Source organism: Arenibacter aquaticus (assembly GCF_003957295.1).
Classification (GTDB): domain Bacteria; phylum Bacteroidota; class Bacteroidia; order Flavobacteriales; family Flavobacteriaceae; genus Arenibacter; species Arenibacter aquaticus.
Genome location: NZ_RQPJ01000002.1, coordinates 322,366 through 341,038, shown reverse-complemented (window position 1 = coordinate 341,038; position 18,673 = coordinate 322,366). Strand labels below are relative to the sequence as shown.

Annotated in this window: 14 protein-coding genes and 1 tRNA gene; 11 read left to right on the top strand and 4 right to left on the bottom strand. The window is 40.5% G+C overall.

What is annotated here, in order from left to right; translation table 11 throughout:
• Positions 1–6: 6 nt before the first annotated feature.
• Positions 7–732, bottom strand: a complete 726-nt coding sequence (locus EHW67_RS04365) for an energy transducer TonB (protein ID WP_126161137.1) — start codon at positions 730–732, stop codon at positions 7–9.
• 237 nt (positions 733–969) lie between these two features.
• Between EHW67_RS04365 and EHW67_RS04360 the strand changes: the two genes are divergently transcribed.
• Positions 970–2,529 carry a glycoside hydrolase family 32 protein gene (locus tag EHW67_RS04360; protein WP_126161136.1) on the top strand — a complete coding sequence of 520 codons (1,560 nt, stop codon included), beginning with the start codon at positions 970–972 and terminating at the stop codon, positions 2,527–2,529.
• An 80-nt stretch (positions 2,530–2,609) separates the two neighbouring features.
• Positions 2,610–3,791 carry a sialidase family protein gene (locus EHW67_RS04355; RefSeq protein WP_126161135.1) on the top strand — a complete coding sequence of 394 codons (1,182 nt, stop codon included), beginning with the start codon at positions 2,610–2,612 and terminating at the stop codon, positions 3,789–3,791.
• Positions 3,792–3,839: 48 nt separating this feature from the next.
• On the opposite strand, the gene EHW67_RS04350 is transcribed toward EHW67_RS04355, so the two are convergent.
• Positions 3,840–3,912 (bottom strand) — tRNA-Phe (locus EHW67_RS04350).
• 101 nt (positions 3,913–4,013) lie between these two features.
• Here EHW67_RS04350 and EHW67_RS04345 point away from each other — a divergent pair.
• The 7 genes from EHW67_RS04345 (at position 4,014) to EHW67_RS04315 (ending at position 11,750) form a co-directional block, all read left to right on the top strand.
• Positions 4,014–4,742 carry a type III pantothenate kinase gene (locus tag EHW67_RS04345; protein ID WP_126161134.1) on the top strand — a complete coding sequence of 243 codons (729 nt, stop codon included), beginning with the start codon at positions 4,014–4,016 and terminating at the stop codon, positions 4,740–4,742.
• On the top strand, positions 4,743–6,008 hold the full coding sequence (locus EHW67_RS04340; protein ID WP_126161133.1) for a hypothetical protein: 1,266 nt from the start codon (positions 4,743–4,745) through the stop codon (positions 6,006–6,008).
• Positions 6,009–6,049: 41 nt separating this feature from the next.
• Positions 6,050–7,420 (top strand): tetratricopeptide repeat protein, encoded by a 1,371-nt coding sequence (locus tag EHW67_RS04335; protein WP_126161132.1) that lies wholly within the window; start codon positions 6,050–6,052, stop codon positions 7,418–7,420.
• 1 nt (position 7,421) lies between these two features.
• Entirely contained in the window at positions 7,422–8,036 is a 615-nt protein-coding gene (lptC, locus tag EHW67_RS04330; protein ID WP_126161131.1) for an LPS export ABC transporter periplasmic protein LptC, read from the top strand.
• Positions 8,029–8,232: a hypothetical protein gene (locus EHW67_RS04325; protein ID WP_126161130.1), complete on the top strand. Its 204-nt coding sequence runs from the start codon at positions 8,029–8,031 to the stop codon at positions 8,230–8,232. Before lptC ends, EHW67_RS04325 begins: the two co-directional genes overlap by 8 nt.
• A 2-nt stretch (positions 8,233–8,234) precedes the next feature.
• Positions 8,235–9,527: a hemolysin family protein gene (locus EHW67_RS04320; RefSeq protein ID WP_126161129.1), complete on the top strand. Its 1,293-nt coding sequence runs from the start codon at positions 8,235–8,237 to the stop codon at positions 9,525–9,527.
• A 105-nt stretch (positions 9,528–9,632) separates the two neighbouring features.
• On the top strand, positions 9,633–11,750 hold the full coding sequence (locus tag EHW67_RS04315; RefSeq protein WP_126161128.1) for a peptidylprolyl isomerase: 2,118 nt from the start codon (positions 9,633–9,635) through the stop codon (positions 11,748–11,750).
• Positions 11,751–12,550: 800 nt separating this feature from the next.
• Here EHW67_RS04315 and EHW67_RS04310 read toward each other — a convergent pair.
• Positions 12,551–13,501 carry a GYDIA family GHMP kinase gene (locus tag EHW67_RS04310; RefSeq protein WP_126161127.1) on the bottom strand — a complete coding sequence of 317 codons (951 nt, stop codon included), beginning with the start codon at positions 13,499–13,501 and terminating at the stop codon, positions 12,551–12,553.
• On the bottom strand, positions 13,498–14,820 hold the full coding sequence (locus EHW67_RS04305; RefSeq protein ID WP_126161126.1) for a hydroxymethylglutaryl-CoA reductase, degradative: 1,323 nt from the start codon (positions 14,818–14,820) through the stop codon (positions 13,498–13,500). Before EHW67_RS04305 ends, EHW67_RS04310 begins: the two co-directional genes overlap by 4 nt.
• A 215-nt stretch (positions 14,821–15,035) precedes the next feature.
• On the opposite strand from EHW67_RS04305, the gene EHW67_RS04300 reads away from it, so the two are divergent.
• Together EHW67_RS04300 and EHW67_RS04295 are read left to right on the top strand one after the other, a co-directional pair.
• A complete protein-coding gene (locus EHW67_RS04300) occupies positions 15,036–17,213 on the top strand; it encodes a S9 family peptidase (RefSeq protein WP_126161694.1) in 2,178 nt (725 codons plus the stop codon).
• A gap of 16 nt (positions 17,214–17,229) precedes the next feature.
• Positions 17,230–18,654 carry a peptide MFS transporter gene (locus EHW67_RS04295; protein ID WP_126161125.1) on the top strand — a complete coding sequence of 475 codons (1,425 nt, stop codon included), beginning with the start codon at positions 17,230–17,232 and terminating at the stop codon, positions 18,652–18,654.
• Positions 18,655–18,673: the final 19 nt, after the last annotated feature.

Here is an 18,673-nt window from a genome sequence, read left to right as displayed (position 1 = left end):
TGTTATTTACTGCAGCCTAAACGTTATAGGAATGGTGTAGGGAACCTTTACCGGTCTTCCTCTTTGTTTTCCGGGGGTCATTTGTGGCAATGCCGCTATAATCCTATTGGCTTCCTTTTCCAATAATTTGTCAGGACCTCTAGTCCTAATGTTAGTGATAAAACCGGTTTTGTCTATAATGAACTGCACATATACCTTACCTTCTATGCCCAATTCTACCGCCACATCCGGATAGGTAAACTGTTTCATGATATGTTCCTGTATTTTCTTTTGAAAACAAGCTTTTCGGGCTTCGTTACTGGCCTCCGTACAGCCGGGGAAAACAGGGACATTTTCTATAACGGCAAAAGGTACCTCAACATCTTCTTCCTCTTCTTCCACAACCGCAATATCCTCTACTTGTAAAGGAGGGGCTTCCACCACTGTTTCCTGATTAATCTCAGTGCTTTGAATTACGGTTTCTTCAATTTCTGCAACGTCCTCCACAATTTCTATGACCTCAGGTGCTGCTGGTGGAGGAGGTGGAGGGGGTAGGTTAAGTGCTTCGGTAACAGGGACTTTTTCTTCTAGGTAATCACTTACCAAAATTTGTTCAATGGCAACTTTATCTTTTGGGTAGGTCTTTAGTTCCAAGGCTCTCCAAACAAAAAACAGGACTATGACCAGACCTATTACAAAGAAAAGTCCGCTCTTTCTGTTTAAATCTGCTTTTGGATACTTTTTCGGTTTCATGACACCCTGTTTTAATACATTAAGGTATGCTGTTTATGGGGCAATTCATATGATTTAGATCAGTTTGAGTATGATTTTTATTTTAATTTCAAGCATATATTCCATTAATGAAATGGGGGCCTTGTCAGAAGGTTATTCAGGTAATATCTTGGGTTTGCGTGTTTGATAGGTATTTACCTCATATTTAAAGTTTTACCAAGCACATTTTTTTGGTTATTTTTATATAAACTGAACATTATGAGCAAATACTGTAAAATCTTATTGTACGTTTTTTTAGGGGGGATAATGCTTTTGTCCTGTAAAGAAAAGGTAAAGCCCATGCCAGTCAGCACGGCCAAGCCGCTTGCCTATAAGGAAAAGTTTAGGCCACAGTTTCATTTTTCACCTGCTGAAAAGTGGATGAACGACCCTAATGGTCTGGTATTTAATCAAGGGGTATACCATCTTTTTTATCAATATTACCCAGATGATATTGTCTGGGGGCCTATGCATTGGGGGCATGCGGTAAGTAAGGATATGGTGCATTGGGAACATAAGCCCATTGCATTATTCCCTGATGAACATGGCTATATTTTTTCGGGCAGTGCTGTTGTGGATACGGAAAATACTTCTGGCTTTGGTACAGAGGAAACCCCTGCAATGGTTGCTATTTTTACTTATCATGACCCCGATGGCGAGAAGGCAGGACAGACCAACTATCAAACCCAGGGAATTGCCTATAGTCTTGACAACGGGGATAACTGGGTGAAATATGAGGGTAACCCCGTTATAAAAAATGAGGGTATAAAGGATTTTAGGGATCCCAAGGTTTTTTGGAATGCAAAAGAAAATAATTGGACCATGCTTTTGGTTGCCGGTGATCACCTTCAAATATGGCAGGCCCCAGATTTAAAAAATTGGAAAAAGGTAAGTGAGTTTGGAAAAGATCAAGGGGCACATGGAGGTGTTTGGGAGTGTCCGGATATGTTTCCCTTAAAGTTGGAAGGAACGGATATTGAAAAATGGGTGTTATTGATCAGTATTAATCCAGGGGCCCCAAATGGGGGTAGCGGGACTCAGTATTTTATCGGTGATTTTGATGGCACTACCTTTACAAGTGATCAAAGTGAGTCAAAATGGATAGATTGGGGAACCGATAATTATGCAGGGGTAACGTATAATAACTTGGAAGACCGAGTTTTTATTGGATGGATGAGCAATTGGGCCTATGCCCAAGAAACGCCCACCAAAAATTGGCGAAGTGCCATGACCTTGCCCAGGAAATTTGCTTTACGCCAGGTGAACGATAGTTTAGAACTGTTTAATTACCCTTTGGAGAGTTTGGATAAAATCAGGATTTCAGGTGCCCAAGAAAACATTTCTATTGCGCCTAAATCGGATAAAGGGTTGACTTTTGATCATTTTAATGCGTCCGAAATAAAATTCAGGACCCGTTCCCGTAATTTTAAAATGGAATTTAAAAACAGTCTAGGGGAAAACTTATTATTGAACATGGACGGGGAAGAGGAGGAATTTGTTTTGGATAGGTCCCGGTCAGGGGAAACCACTTTTGACAAGGACTTTGCAGAAAAGGTTCAGACTATGCCTACGACCAATTTACCAAAAGGAGAATATGAAGTGCGAATTCTGATAGATTGGTCTTCTGTGGAGATCTTTATCAATGAAGGGCAGTATGTTATGACCGCCCAAGTCTTTCCCAACGAGCATTATAAGTCTTTGACTGTATCGAATTCCAGTGATATGGAATTGGAACTGAACAAGTTTTCTATAAGTAACCTTAAATCTATTTGGAAATAAAAAGAACAAATAGCCCCGGCCCTATTTATTAAATTTAAAGATATTGGTTGTTAAGGGGGGGGGCATTGCCTAAAATAACTATGAATACTATAATGATTTTTACGATGAACTCCACCCCACTGTTTAGAGGGAGATTTTTCCTTTTTATTGCCTTTGTCTTGTTGACATTCCCTTTGGTTTCCCAAGTATCTGGGGATAAACCGGGAGCCTTAGAGCTTAATTACCTATTTGAGGCCGGCACAGAGGAGTATGCTTGTTTTAGAATACCAGCTATTGTAACCACCAATGAGGGTACTTTGTTGGCTTTCGCCGAAGGTAGGAAGAATGGTTGTAGTGATACGGGCAGCATAGACTTGGTAATGAAACGGTCAACGGATGGAGGCAAGTCATGGAGTGGGTTACAAGTGGTTTGGCAAGACGGGGAAAATACCTGTGGGAATCCAGCACCTGTTATTGATCGTACAACCGGAACTATTTTTTTGCTGTCTACCTGGAATTTGGGAGAGGACCATGAGTCAGAAATAATTGCACAGACCAGTAAAGATACCCGAAGAGTGTTTTTATTGAAATCTACCGATGAAGGCCTAAATTGGAGCGAGCCTAAAGAAATAACAACAGATGTTAAAATGCCCAGTTGGACATGGTATGCCACGGGGCCAGGTTCGGGAATTCAGCTTTTAGGTGGTCCCTATAAGGGCAGATTGGTTATTGCTTGCGATCATATTGAAGAGGTCACCAAAAAGTATTACTCCCATATCATATACTCTGATGATCATGGGGAAACTTGGAGATTGGGCGGTAGTACCCCAAAAGATCAAGTTAATGAGTGTGAGGTGGTGGAGCTTTCGGATCACAGCCTTATGTTGAACATGCGAAATTATGACCGAAGCAAGAGAAGTCGCCAATTGGCATTTAGCTATGATGGGGGAGAATCATGGGAAAACATGTTTCATCACCAAACCTTAATTGAGCCTATCTGTCAAGCGAGTACCCTGCGGGTAGATTATCAAGGGCAGCCGACAATTTTCTTTTTAAATCCTGCCGATACACAAAAAAGAAGGAATATGACCCTGAGGATAAGTATGGACGATGGCAAAAGTTGGTCGGTTGAAAATCAAATTTTTTCCGGTCCATCGGCTTATTCGGACCTTACTCTTGTGGATAAACAGAATATTGGTGTTTTATATGAGGGCGGAACGCAAAGTGCTTATCAAGGAATTATTTGGGAATCCGTGAGCTTGGGAGAACTTTTGGGTTTGTAAGAGATACTATAAAATAAAAAAGCCCTTGAAGATCAAGGGCTTTAGAGGTGGTGCCTCCAGGAATCGAACCAGGGACACATGGATTTTCAGTCCATTGCTCTACCAACTGAGCTAAGGCACCAATTGCTGTAAGCGGGTGCAAATATAAATTCAATTTTATGATATCCAAACAAAAATGTAAAAAAAAGGACACAGTTTTTTACATTTTTTGATCTTTGTACTATGAATCTAATCATCGATGTGGGGAATACCCTAATAAAAATGGCGGTTTTCGATAATACTAACGTAGTTTTTTATCGTAAAATTCCCAATGCCGATTTTACAAAAACCGTAAAAGAAATTTTTTCAGAGTTTTTAGCCGTTAAATGTGCCATTATTTCCAATGTGGGAGCCATAAGTCAGGAAGAAATATGCATGTTGTCTGTCTTTTGTAAGGTCCATGTGCTGAGTCATGCCTCCAAGACACCTTTTAAAAATTCCTATGCTACCCCCCATACCCTTGGGGTAGACCGTATAGCCCTGGCAACCGCGGCATTTTATCATAATCCAAAGGGAAATACCTTGGTCATCGATGCCGGTACCTGTATTACCTATGATGCCATAAACGATTACGGGGAGTATTTGGGTGGTGCCATATCACCCGGAATTGCCATGCGCTATAGGGCAATGCACGAACATACCGCTGGCTTGCCATTACTGGAAAAAAAATCGATAATCGACTTCATCGGGAATTCAACAGAGAGCAGTATGCACAGCGGAGTCGTAAATGGGGTGTGTAACGAAATAGACGGAATTATTGAACAATATAAAAGTAGATTCATCGATTTAACAGTTATTTTAACAGGTGGTGATGCTCAATTTTTGTCAAAACGATTAAAAAATACCATATTTGCGCATTCTAAATTTCTCCTATTGGGGTTATATCACTTGTTAGAATACAACAAACGCTAGATGATCAAAAATTTTATTATTGCAATATTATGCGTAACTTCGGTAGGCGTGTATGCTCAGAATAGTGCTGCTTCCCCTTATTCTTATTTTGGTATTGGGGATGTACAGGCTACCAGTACAGTGGAGAATCAGATGATGGGTGGGTTAAGTGTGTATGCAGATAGTATTCACGTTAACTTAGTTAACCCGGCGGCCTATAGTAAGCTTGGCTATACCACCTACACGGCCGGGATTTCGCGTAAAGAGTACAGGTTTGAAAGCAATGTTTCAAAGGAAAGCAGTTCCATTTCAAATTTGGACTATTTGTCGTTGGGATTTAATTTGGGCAAAGGCTGGGGAATGGGATTTGGAATAACCCCATATTCTTCTGTTGGGTACAATTTTCAATCGGAGCGAACTACCGCCGATCAAGGGGTGGTTTTAGAATCATTTGAAGGCGAAGGGGGGTTAAACCGGGCCTATGTGTCTATGGGTTACGAGCTTTTTAAGAATTTTAGTTTAGGGGTTACTACCAATTTCAATTTTGGAAATCAGAACACCAATAGCTTTCAGGCAATTGAAAATGTTCAGTTGGGATCTTTCAATAAGATCGAATCCAGGATCAGGGGTTTCGATTTTAATTTTGGAGCTAGCTATTCGCCAGCTATTAATGGGAGTCATAGACTGTTTACCAGTGTAGTGGTCAATACCCAAGCAAACTTGGTTTCGGAAAACAAAAGAACCATAGGGTCGTATTCTACCTCAAACGGTTTGGACGTAGAGGTTATAGAAGTGGATTTGGAAGCCCAAGGTTTGGCTAGGACCGGAGTGCAGATCCCTACTACGGCGACTTTTGGATTGGGGTACGGACAGGATAGAAAATGGTTCCTTGGAGCCGAATATAGTTTTCAGGAACTCAGTACTTTTGTAAATGAGCTTAGTCCTGCCGAAAATTTGGTTTACGAAAACGCCACCACCTTTAGACTTGGTGGATATTATATTCCTGATTACGCATCTTTTACTAGTTATATGCAAAGGGTGGTGTACAGGGCCGGTGCCAAGGTTTCCAATTCGGGAATAGTGGTAGATGGTAAGGAAATAAATGATTTTGGCATAACTTTTGGAATGGGTTTACCGTTAGGACGTACTTTGTCAAATATAAACCTTGGTTTTGAGCTTGGTAAAAGAGGAACAAAATATGGGGATTTGGTAGAGGAAAGTTATTTCAAAGTCAATGTGGGACTGTCTTTTAATGATAGATGGTTTGCAAAAAGAAAAATTAATTAAGTAAAAATTATTACATTCACCACCTTAAAATAAACAAACAGATGAAAAAGAAACTCTACATCACCGCGATTGCCGTTATGGGATTTGTAGTTTTAGGGAATTCTCAAGCGCAGAACCCGGAGTGCATGACCAATCTTTCCATTTACACGGAACACGTTAAAGTAAAGAATTATGACGCCGCCTATACCCCATGGAAAATGGTATACGATAATTGTCCTACCTTAAACTGGGCCAATATATTGTACGGGGAACGTATACTAAAAGATAAATTAAAAAAATCTACAGGAGCTGATAGAACGGCAAATATCAATGCTTTGTTGGAATTGTACGATAACCGTGCAAAATACTTTCCGGCAAAAACCGATGTTGCCGAGACTATTATAGACAAGGTATTGCTTAAGTATGACGAGAAGATGATTTCCGATGAGGAAATATACAGTCAATTGGATAAGGCATTTACCGAGGATAAGAAAAACTTTAAAAACCCTAAAGCACTATACCTTTACTTCTCCAGCTTGGTAGATCTTAACAGCGAGGGTAAAAAAGAACTTGAGGAGGTTTTTCTAAACTATGATAATGTTACCGAAAAGATAGAAGAGGAGAACGAAAAGCTTACAGATGTTATTAATAAGCTTTTGCCGAAAGAAGACGCCGGGACTTTGACCTCTAAGGAGAAAAAACAATTGAAGTCTTACAGTAGCTATTCCGAGGTATATGGTAAAATTGCAGAAAGTATTGATGGTAAACTAGGGGCTTTGGCCAATTGTGAAAACCTAATTCCATTGTACGAAAAGAATTTTGAGGCCAAAAAGAACGATATTACTTGGGTTAAAAGGGCTGTAGGAAGAATGTTTAGTAAGGAATGTACTGAAGATCCCTTGTTTAAAAAATTATTTGAGGCTCAGTTGGCCTTAGAACCATCGGCCAGTGCATACATGTATGGAGGTACTCTTAAGATCAATTCTGGGGACAAGGCAGGGGCCATTGAAGATTTCAACAAGGCCTTGGAGTTGGAGACCGATTCAAAAAAGAAATCCAACATTGCTTATAAAATCGCGACAAGCTATAGAAGGTCTAGTAAGTCTACGGCCAGGAACTATGCCCAGAAGGCCATAAATGCAAACCCATCCAATGGGAAGGCATATTTATTGATTGCCAGTCTTTATGCCGGTAGTGCCAACCAATGTGGTAGTACACCATTTGAGAAAAGGGCTATTTATTGGAAGGCCGAGGATATGGCTAGCAAAGCAGGACGGGTAGATCCTTCCTTGAGAGGTAGGGCCAATCAGGCTGCAGCCAGTTATAGGGCCAAGGCACCATCCAAGACAGATATCTTTAATTCCGGTATGGCCGGTAAAACAATAAGCTTTTCTTGTTGGGTGGGCGGTAGCGTAAAAGTGCCCAACCTATAAGATGAATACAAAAGGTATAAATAATTTTAGGAGCATTGCCATAGTTTTTACTATGGCAATGCTTTTTTTTTCTTGTGAGGATAATTACAAGAGAGTAGGGGACGAGGCCATAAAAAAAATGTTCCCAAGTGCGGTGGCCGAAGACTTTGTGCTTACCTATACGGAAACGGATGAACTGCCCAAAAATGAAGGGGTGGTCTCCTCGCATGTAGTGGCTGTATTGAAGAGTCCGCTGAGCAATGATTTTGACAATCTGCTATTTCCGCACCGTACCTTTCCAAACGGACTCATTATCGAGTTTTTTAATGAGAAGGGTGAAAAGAGTACCATTACAGCCGATTATGGGATTGTATATTCCAGCACTAATTTAGTAGATTTGCAGGGCAATGTGGTTATAGAATCCAGTGATGGAAAAAAACTGGAGGCCCCACAGCTGTATTGGGATAGGAGTAATGAGTGGATTTTTACCCAACAAAAATTTAAGTATACCAATCCGGAGGAAGGGACTATAATGGATGGGGAAGGAATGGATTTTAATAGGGATTTTAGTTTTTTCAACGCTAATAAGACCTATGGCTATATGAGTATAAAAGAAAAGAAGATAGAGAATGATTAAGATCTTAAGATATACAGAATACCTTTACCTGGCCGTGGCCGTGGTATCTATTTTTGAAGTATACGAACAATGGAATATTGATAGGCAGCGCGCTTATTTGTTTGTGTTCTTCGGAGTTATTTCTATTGGGATGTTCGTTTTTAAGAAAACCTATAGAAAACGGTTTGAGGAACGTCAAAAAAACGATAAACCTTAGTCTTGGAGGCAACCGTTGTCATAATCATCGTTGTTTCGTTGCTGTTTTCGGCCTTTTTTTCCGGTATGGAAATAGCTTTTATTTCTGCCAATAAAATACATATAGAAATAGAGAAAAAGCAGGATGGTTTTATGCCCAAAGTGCTTACCCGTCTCACTAAAAGGCCTTCAAAGTTTATCGCTACCATGCTTATTGGAAACAATATTGCCTTGGTGGTGTATGGCTTGTTTATGGGGGATCTTTTAATGCACTGGTTTGCAGGGATGCAGTTTTCCCCCAATAGTTTTTTAGCGATTTTGCTGACCGATTTCAATCTGGTGGTCCAAACAGTAATATCTACTTTGGTAATATTACTGACTGCCGAATTTTTGCCAAAGGTCCTATTTCAAATTTATAGCAATACACTCTTAAGGGTGTTGGCGCTGCCGGCTTATTTTTTCTACTTGATGTTTTCCGTGATATCCGATTTTGTCATCTGGATTTCCGATTTTATCCTCAAAGTGATTTTCAAGACCGATGGCGACCATGTGCAATTGGCTTTTAGTAAGATAGAACTCGGGGATTATATTTCAGAGCAGATGGAAGCCGTGGAAAAGGAGGATGAGGTGGATTCCGAAATACAGATCTTTCAGAATGCACTGGAGTTTTCGGCCGTCAAAGCACGTGAGGTAATGGTCCCCAGAACAGAGATTGCGGCAGTGGAATTACACGAGACGCCCAAGAATTTGGCGAAACTGTTTACAGAGACTGGATATTCCAAAATATTGATATTTAAAGATACTATAGATAACATTATAGGTTATGTGCACTCCTATGAGTTGTTTAAAAAGCCTAAGACGGTGAAAAGTATACTTCTGCCAGTGGAATTTGTGCCGGAGACAATGCTTATTAACGATATACTTAATGTTTTAACTAAAAAACGAAAGAGTATCGCCGTGGTCCTGGATGAATATGGGGGCACATCTGGTGTAATGACGGTAGAGGATATAGTAGAAGTGCTTTTTGGGGAAATAGAAGATGAACATGATAGTACGGATCTTTATGAGGAGCAGATAGATGAAGATAACTTTAAGTTTTCCGGGAGACTGGAAGTAGATTATGTAAATGAACAGTACAATTTGGAATTACCGGAGAGCGATGAGTACGAAACCTTGGGTGGGCTGATCATTAATGAAACGGGAGAGATTCCTGAACAGGACTCGGAAATTAAGATAGATGGGTATCTTTTTAAAGTGTTGGAGGTTTCCAGCAACAAAATAGATTTGGTTTCCCTGGAGTTAGTGGAGAAGGATTAGGGGTTTAAGTGTTTATTTTGGTGTTTTTTAGTTTTTATTATTTAAAAAGAAAGTGGTAATTTCGCCACCCGATAGTTATCGGCATAATATTAAACAGTTTACGTAATGGCAATTTTAGAGAATATAAGGAAACGAACTACCGTTTTAATTTTAATCATTGGTTTGGCATTGTTCGCATTTGTGATTTCCGGTGTGTTCAGTAGCAACGAATTGGGTGGTGGAAAGGTAGGTTCTTCCGTTGGTGAGGTTAATGGGGATGAAATTTCCATAGATCAATTTAGAAGAGATGTGGAAGCCTATTCTAGAATGGCCGGTCCTAGTGCTTCTTCCATTCAGCTAGTTAACCAGGTTTGGGATAGGGAAGTTAGAAACACTATACTAAGTCAGCAATTTGAGGATTTAGGTATTGAAATAGAACAGGATCAGATTATCAATTATATCAAGACTATCCCGTCTTATGTGCAAAATCCTGAATTTCACAATGCCAACGGCGTATTTGATGAAAATAAATTTAGGGAAGCGGTTGCGGATTGGAAAGCCAATAACCCCTCCCGTTACAACCTTTGGCTTCAAGATGAGCAGGCCATTATTCAGAATGCAAAGGAGCAAAGATATTTTAACCTTATTAGGGCAGGAATAGGGTCTACCTTAAAAGAGGGAGAGTTAGATTATAAATTGGCCAATGACAAGGTAGATATAAAATATGTAAGAGTACCATTTTCGTCCATTCCTGATTCTTCTATAGCGGTTACCAAAAAGGAGATAGCTGCTTATATAAAAGAACATGAAAAGGATTTTAAACAAGATAGGGCAAGGGATATCCAGTTTGTCTATTTTGAGGAAAAAGCCTCTTTGGAGGATGAGAATGCCGTAAAAGAGGAAATTAGTGAGCTTTTGGAAGATCGCGTGGAGTACAATGCACAAAAAGATGCAAATGATACTATCAAAGGGTTTAGGAATACAGATGATATGATGGCCTTTTTGGATAGGAATTCCGATATAAAATACGACACCGTATACAAGGCCAAGAAGGATTTGCCTGCGAAATTTGCCGATACCTTAATGGCTTTGGCTAAAGGTGATATATACGGTCCATACAGGGATGGCGATTTCTTTAAGGTTTCAAAAATGATGGACAGAAAAGCTAACGGTACGGTAAAATCTAGCCATATTCTTATTTCTTACGAAGGCGCACAGCGTGCCAATCCTGAAGTTACAAGAACTAAGGAGGAAGCAGAGAAAAGAGCCAAGGAATTATTGAGGGAAGCAAAAGCAAAACCAGCTATTTTTACAGAGTTGGCACGTGATAACTCTGACGGACCTTCCGCTCCACAAGGAGGGGATTTGGGATATAACCAAGAAGGGGTAATGGTTGCTCCGTTCAACGATTTTACCTTTAGTAACCCTGTAGGGGCTATAGGATTGGTAGAAACCGATTTTGGATTCCATGTGGTTAAAATAGATGACAAGCAGGATGTGGTAAGAATTGCCACATTAGCGAGGGAAGTAGAACCTTCCGAGGAGACTATAAATACCTTGTTTACCGAAGCTACTAAATTTGAAATGGAGACTATTTCGGATAAGGAATTTACAGCAGCTGCCAAAGAGAACAATTATTTGGTAAGACCAGTAAACAAGATCAAGGAAATGGATGAGAATCTTCCTGGACTTTCCGCTCAGCGCGCTATCGTGCAGTGGGCCTTTAACGAGGATACTGAACTAGGAGAGGTGAAAAGATTTAATATCAATAACGGATATGCGGTGGTTCAATTAACAGCCAAGTATGTAGAAGGTCTAATGAGTGTGGAAGATGCATCTGCTATAGCTCTTCCCAAGATAAGAAAGGAAAAGAAGGCAGCCCAGATTATAGAGGCCAACAAAGGAAAATCTATGGATGCCTTTGCAAAGGATAATAGCGTTATAGCTTCTACTGCCTCTGCTTTAACAATGAAGTCGCCAACTATTCCAGGTGCTGGATCTGAGGCCTTTGTGGTGGGTACGGCTTTTGGCATGGAAGAAGGAGAGACTTCTGGTCTAATAAAAGGAGATAGCGGAGTGTATATGCTTACTGTAACCAAAAAAGAAGCGGCTCCCGAATTGGATAATTATAGTACATATGCCAATAATCTACAATCTTCTGCTGCTGGCAGGGTTAATTACGCTGTGTACAACGCTTTAAAGGAAGCTTCCACTATAGAGGATAAAAGAGCGACTTTTTATTAATGATAGTCTAGAAAATGCATCGAAAAAATCTCCCAATCGGGAGATTTTTTTGTTTATAGCGGTTATGGTCCTGTTGTTACTACGGATAATGGCTAATTCTTGTGTTTACCTATTGTTGTCCTTATTATTGGTAACCGACAGGGTTGACTTATGTAGAAATTATTCTATTGCTTTATTCAAGTGGTCCTCAAAATCTAGGGGTTTTACTGACTCATGCCATGGTCAACGTTATTTTCAGGGATTCAATAATTCTTAGCGGCCATTACAACTCCACCACGGAAAAGAAAGGCTTGAAAATGAACTGCAAAATCTAAGTTCAGCTGTGTTGAAAAATTAGGTTGAAGGAACAAAAACCGGTCTATTTTCAATTTTGTTCTAAATCATGTGGTTGCCACAAGGGGGCAAAGGAAGCCCTGCCTCGCCGGCTTGCAGGTGGTTAAAGAGCATTTCATCCAAGTGAAAATGGTTTGGGCAGTGCGGCCGTTATAAGTACGTGGTTTTATAGAAATTAAAAATAAACCAGGCCACGGCTATAGCTGGCTCCTCCTAATCAAGGTTCACCGTACCTTGGTTATTGGGCCCTGGTCGTTTTTATTCAGGGGCTAGCTTATTGATTTTTATAGGTATTCATGAAATCGAAGGTTTGCTGCCAAATCGAGATTAGGCGCAGCCAATGCTACGCATTTGGGCGATGCAAAAAATGAATAGAACATGAATTAGGGGGTGGTTGATCCTATTTTTGCAATCCACGCACACACGCATACAGACACACAACTTTTGGGAATGACCTGTTCTTTGTTTTATTTTATCATCTTGGAATAGGGGATTATGGTGGTATAGCCCTTTTCTTTGAAGTAGTCCGGCGTAGATTTGTTTCCGGTTGCCAGAATAAAATCGCCTCCCCAGGCCCCCAAGCTTTTTATGGCTCCTTTGTAATCCGGGAACAACTGTTCCTTTACTGTGGGTACGCCCAGTATTTCACAGATGATACTTTCGTGTTTTTTAATCAGTTTTTCAAACTGGCCTAAACGGCTACTGGTAAGTATGCGTTGGGTGATACTGTTTATTTGGGATAGGGTTGAAAATAGGTTGACCTCTTTGCTCCTATAATGGGCGATGCCATCCCGACTGTCTTGTTTTTGGTTTAAATGGATAAAAAATAGGTTGTTTTTAAAACTCGGATTAAAGTACACCGAGTGTACAATGGGCTTGGAATCCTTTAATTGGTAGGTTATGGGTCCGTTGTGCTGGGCGCAGGCAATATCGTAACCACTACCGGAAAAAGCGTTCCACAGCAGGGTATAGGCATCTACATTGGCCCATTGGGCTATGTTATTGATTAGGGTAGACGATGTGCCCAGGCCCCAATTCCTTGGGAAATTTAAAGCGGTGGTGATTTCCCAGCCGGTATTGGTATTTAGGAAATCTGGATTCAGTTTTTGGGCCTCTAGAAGGATAGTCCTTAGGGTTTGTGTAGTTTTATCACTTTCCAAGGAGGACTTCTCCTCTGCTGTTTTTTCAGTGCCTTGGATAGGGTAGGTAGGGGTAAGTTGCTGTAATTGAAAGGTGGCCTCAAACCATATCTTTCCCTTTTCGTCCAAACTTTTCCAAGTTAGATGGGGCTTTTCGGTTTCTTTTACGGTCAATGACTGTCCGTATAGGGTAGGTAAGGCTAGGCTTAGTGCGCCATCCAAGACCAGGTACTCACCAGTTATTAGGAGTTTTCCGTTACTGTAGAATTGTTTTGTCATTTCTTGGATCTCAATTCATTAAAAGCTTGGACAACGGCACTATGTGTTGCAGTGTGATTTTTAAAATGGGCTATTAGCTTATGTTTTTCCGATTCCGTTGCCCCCAATTGGTTTAGGATATTTAGTAGGTGCATTTTCATGTGCCCCTGCTGTATGCCAGTAGTGACCAGGGAGCGTACGGCACCAAAATTCTGGGCCAATCCGGCCACGGCTACTATCTGCATCAATTCTTTGGCTGTGGGGTGTTGTAGTATTTCCAAGGCCAGTTTAACCAGAGGATGTAAATTGGTGAGCCCTCCAACCGTACCAACAGCCAAGGGGATCTCTATCCAAAATTTAAAGATACCATCATCTATGCTGGCGTGGGTTAGGCTTGTGTATTGGCCGTCTTTGGCAGCATAGGCATGTGCCCCTGCCTCTATGGCCCTAAAATCGTTTCCAGTGGCTAGGATAACTGCGTCTATGCCGTTCATGATACCCTTGTTATGGGTCACTGCCCTATAAGGTTCCACTTTGGCCATGTTTACGGCCCGGACCATTTTTTGTGCAAAATCCATCGGCTCCATGCCGTCTTGTGCCTTTAAATCCGTGACAGGACAACTTACTTCGGCCCTCACCAAACAATTGGGGATATTGTTGGAAAGGATACTCATTACAATTTCCAAATCTTTTTCCTGCTGCGTAAAGGCATCATAAAGTTGCGCCTCTTCCTTAAATGTTTCGGCAATACCCTCCAGGCAAGAATTTATAAAGTTGGCCCCCATGGCATCCTGGGTTTCAAAAGTGCAATGTAGTTGGAAGTAGTTTTCCAAATCTGCACTTTTGTTCCTGAGCGCTATGTTTCGGATGCCTCCTCCCCGCTTTTCCATATTTTTGGTTATGGCAGCAACACTTTCTAGTAGTTTGGGTTGTACGCGCTTAAAGAAATGACCGAGTTTCTCAGTGTCTCCCTCATACATAAAGTGAACCTGGCCTACTTTTTCGGTTCCCAAGACGGTAGCCTTGAATCCTCCTCTGGTATGCCAATATTTAGCCGCTTTACTGGCAGCAGCTACTACGGAACTTTCCTCAATGGCCATAGGGATGGCATATAGCTTATTGTTTATTAGAAAATTGGGAGCAATACCTAAGGGTAAATAGAAGTTGGTGATAGTGTTTTCTATAAACTCATCGTGTAAATTTTGTAATTTAGGATCGCTGTGCCAATATTGTTTAAGAATGGCTATTGTATCCTCACTGTTGTTGGTGTAATGCTGGGCAATCCAGCGTATCTTATCCTCCTTGCCAAGTTTGGAAAATCCTTCAATAGGTGCAGTCATGGGATTTGCGGTTTTCGTGGCAAATATAGTAATAAGGTGCTTAAATTATGGAATTCTTAAAATAGACTTAAAAGGTTCGTGTGATGTGTTTTTTTTAAGCGAAAACGTTTTTTTTTGTCTATTTTTTAGTAATCTTGGAGATTTGAATCAAATTTTAACAATAAGTGAAATTCCCCACGGGATTTAAGATTAAAAAATTGGTCTATCCAGCATTTATGTTTGTGAAAAAAGTTCGCCCTTTACAGTTATTGATAATTACGTTCCTTTCATTTTCAACCCTACTTGCCCAAAAAAAACAGATTTCTATTGAAGAAATTTATAATGGTACTTTTAGGACTCAAGGTTTGGAGAAATTGCGCTCTATGAAGAATGGACAATACTATACCATTTTAAATCTGGACAGGGCCGCAAGAACATCTTCCATTGAAAAGTATGAATATAAAACACTGGAGAAAGTAGAAACAATACTGTCCTCTTCCAATTTTAATGATATACCTTTTTTCACGTCTTATGAATTTAGTGCGGACGAATCAAAAATTCTACTGGCAACGGAGGTCCAGTCTGTTTTTAGAAGATCTACTCTAGGAATTTTTTTCGTATACGACCTTAGTTCCAAACAAATAATCAAGATTTCCAATTCCAAAATTCAGGAGCCTCGTCTCTCCCCAAATGGCAATAAGGTGGCATATGTGCAAAACAATAATATGTTTGTACTTGATATATCCACTAAGCTTACTACACAACTAACTTTTGATGGGGAAAAGAATAAGGTGATCAATGGGGTTACAGATTGGGTCTACGAAGAGGAGTTTGCCTTTGTAAGGGCTTTTGACTGGAATGCGGACGGATCTAAATTGGCCTTTTTACGTTTTAACGAGACCGAAGTTCCAGAATTCTCCATGGATGTTTATGGAACATATTTGTATCAGACCCAAACTGTGTTTAAATACCCAAAGGCAGGGGAGAACAATTCTGAAGTCTCATTACATATAGTGGATATGAACAGCTTGAAAACTATCCCGGTAGATCTGCAAGAAGCCTATTATATTCCAAGAATAAAATGGATGAACCATCCAGATTATCTCAGTGTCCAAACCTTGAACCGACACCAAAACAGCCTAAGGTTATTAGCCGTAAATGCAACAAATGCCAGTACAAGTATTTTGCTGGAGGAAACAGATAAAGCCTATGTTGATGTTACCGATAACCTAACTTTTTTGGAGGACGATAGCTTTATTTGGACCAGTGAGAAGGACGGTTATAACCATATCTATTTGTATAATTCCGAGGGTGTACTTATGAATCAGGTGACCAAGGGGGAGTGGGAGGTAACCAACTATTATGGCTACGATCAAAATGAGGACCGAATATATTACCAATCTACAGAAAACGGGACTATTAATCGGGATGTATATAGCATAAGGAGCAATGGAAGGAATAAAAAACGCTTAACCGGGGAGATGGGAACCAATTCGGCCGATTTCAGTGCCGATTTCACCTATTTTATCAATACCTATTCCAGTGCCACTACTCCGCCAAGGTATACCCTGCACAAAGCAATCAATGGAAAGAAACTAAAGGATATTCTGGATAACAGTGGTTTATTGGAAGTCTTGGATAATTATGTGCTGGGCGAGAAGGAATTTTCCACTATTTCTATTCATGGTAATGAATTAAATATGTGGATGGTGAAACCAAAGGATTTTGATCCTGCCAAGGAGTACCCACTATTTATGACGCAGTACAGTGGTCCCGGCTCACAGTCGGTTTCCAATAAATGGTTGGGAAGCAATGACTACTGGTATCAAATTTTGGCCAATAAGGGTTATATTGTGGCCTGTGTTGATGGTAGGGGGACTGGATTTAAGGGTCGCGATTTTAAGAAGGTCACTTATAAGGAATTGGGGAAATATGAGGTAGAGGACCAAATAGCGGCTGCAAAGAAATTAAGTGAATTGTCATATATAGATGAAGAGCGTACCGGAATTTGGGGATGGAGCTATGGTGGATTTATGTCTACCAATTGCCTCCTAAAAGGGAATGATACGTTTGAAATGGGTATTGCCGTGGCTCCGGTAACCTCCTGGAGGTTTTATGATACCATTTATACGGAGCGGTTTATGCGAACCCCACAGGAAAATGCCAGCGGTTATGACGACAACTCCCCTTTTAATTACCCAGAGTTGTTAAAGGGAAAATATCTGTTAATACACGGAACCAGCGATGATAATGTGCATGTGCAGAACACAATGAGGATGATAGAGGCCTTGGTACAGGCCAATAAACAGTTTGATTGGGCTATTTATCCAGATAAGAACCATAGTATCTTTGGAGGTAATACCCGTTTACACCTCTATACCAAAATGACCAATTTTATAATAGAAAATCTTTAATTAACATATTAACATAATGCAACAGACAATTAAACAACCCCATCAAAAAGAATTATTTGGCCACCCAGTAGGACTGTATATTTTGTTTTTTACAGAAATGTGGGAGCGCTTTTCCTATTATGGAATGCGGGCAATTTTGGTATTGTACCTAGTTACCCAAACCACAGATAAGAATCCAGGATTGGGTTGGACCAACGGCGAGGCCTTGGCGCTCTACGGTTGGTATACAATGTTGGTATACGTTGCCTCTATCCCTGGAGGGATTATTGCCGATAGGGTACTTGGTCAAAAAAAGGCAGTTATCCTAGGGGCCGTACTGTTGGTTATAGGCCACAGTGTGCTGGCCATAGAAGAGATGTGGGCTTTTTATACCGGATTAGGGTTTATAATTGCAGGGGTTGGAATGCTAAAACCAAATATCTCTACCATGGTAGGGGGGCTATACCCAAAAGGAGATATAAGAAGGGATAAAGGATTTACCATATTCTATATAGGAATTAATGTAGGGGCATTTTTGTCCAGTTTAATTGTAGGTTACATTGGGGAGGTTTACGGATGGCACTATGGATTTGGACTAGCGGGTATTTGTATGCTTTTTGGATTGTTGCAATTTGTCCTTGGACAAAAGTATTTGGTTGGGGTAGGAGATTTTTTGGGAAAATCAGAAAATCAAGAAGATAAGGAAGCTCTAAAACGTCCCCTTACCAAAATTGAAAAGGATAGGGTAATTGTTTTAGTTTTGTCTTTCCTTATGGTTATAGTATTTTTTGGAGCCTTTGAACAGGCAGGGGGTCTTATGAATATTTATGCTGCCGAAAAAACGAATAGGATGCTTATGGGGTGGGAGGTTCCGGCCTCTTGGTTTCAATCCTTGAATGCCTTTTTTATTATTACCTTGGGAACTGTAGTGGCCAATTACTGGGCCAATCGAAAACTCAAGAATAAAGAGGCGTCGTCCTTATTTAAGATGATAGTTGGGTTAATTGTAATGGGAACAGGATTTTTGTTTATGACAGCGGCATCGTCCCAATTTCAAAGTTCCGGCTCGTCTGCAATGTATTGGTTGGTACTGGCCTACCTCTTCCATACTTTGGGGGAGTTGAGTCTTTCACCAGTATCTTTGTCCTTTGTAACAAAATTGGCACCTGCCAAATATGCTTCCCTAATGATGGGGCTTTATTTTGCCACTACCGGATTGGGTAATAAATTAGCAGGATTGCTGGGCGAATCTGCTTCCGATTTTGGAGAGTTTACCGTGTTTACGGGTATTGCCATCTTCTGTATCCTTTTTGGACTGTTGATTGGGGTATTCTTTAAAAAATTAAAAACGCTTACTCATGGTGCGGAAGACAACGAGCAAGACATGAAAGACAATATATTGGACAGAAAGGATAATGAACCTTATGAACTTGCCGATCCGGACATCAACAAGACCAGATAACCGGTTTGTGTAAGTTTTT

Bases quoted from the DNA above. Each gene is read 5' to 3' on its own strand.
- EHW67_RS04365 (WP_126161137.1), bottom strand. From the start codon at position 732: ATGAAACCGAAAAAGTATCCAAAAGCAGATTTAAACAGAAAGAGCGGA.
- EHW67_RS04360 (WP_126161136.1), top strand. From the start codon at position 970: ATGAGCAAATACTGTAAAATCTTATTGTACGTTTTTTTAGGGGGGATA.
- EHW67_RS04355 (WP_126161135.1), top strand. From the start codon at position 2,610: ATGAATACTATAATGATTTTTACGATGAACTCCACCCCACTGTTTAGA.
- EHW67_RS04345 (WP_126161134.1), top strand. From the start codon at position 4,014: ATGAATCTAATCATCGATGTGGGGAATACCCTAATAAAAATGGCGGTT.
- EHW67_RS04340 (WP_126161133.1), top strand. From the start codon at position 4,743: ATGATCAAAAATTTTATTATTGCAATATTATGCGTAACTTCGGTAGGC.
- EHW67_RS04335 (WP_126161132.1), top strand. From the start codon at position 6,050: ATGAAAAAGAAACTCTACATCACCGCGATTGCCGTTATGGGATTTGTA.
- lptC (WP_126161131.1), top strand. From the start codon at position 7,422: ATGAATACAAAAGGTATAAATAATTTTAGGAGCATTGCCATAGTTTTT.
- EHW67_RS04325 (WP_126161130.1), top strand. From the start codon at position 8,029: ATGATTAAGATCTTAAGATATACAGAATACCTTTACCTGGCCGTGGCC.
- EHW67_RS04315 (WP_126161128.1), top strand. From the start codon at position 9,633: ATGGCAATTTTAGAGAATATAAGGAAACGAACTACCGTTTTAATTTTA.
- EHW67_RS04310 (WP_126161127.1), bottom strand. From the start codon at position 13,501: ATGACAAAACAATTCTACAGTAACGGAAAACTCCTAATAACTGGTGAG.
- EHW67_RS04305 (WP_126161126.1), bottom strand. From the start codon at position 14,820: ATGACTGCACCTATTGAAGGATTTTCCAAACTTGGCAAGGAGGATAAG.
- EHW67_RS04300 (WP_126161694.1), top strand. From the start codon at position 15,036: ATGTTTGTGAAAAAAGTTCGCCCTTTACAGTTATTGATAATTACGTTC.
- EHW67_RS04295 (WP_126161125.1), top strand. From the start codon at position 17,230: ATGCAACAGACAATTAAACAACCCCATCAAAAAGAATTATTTGGCCAC.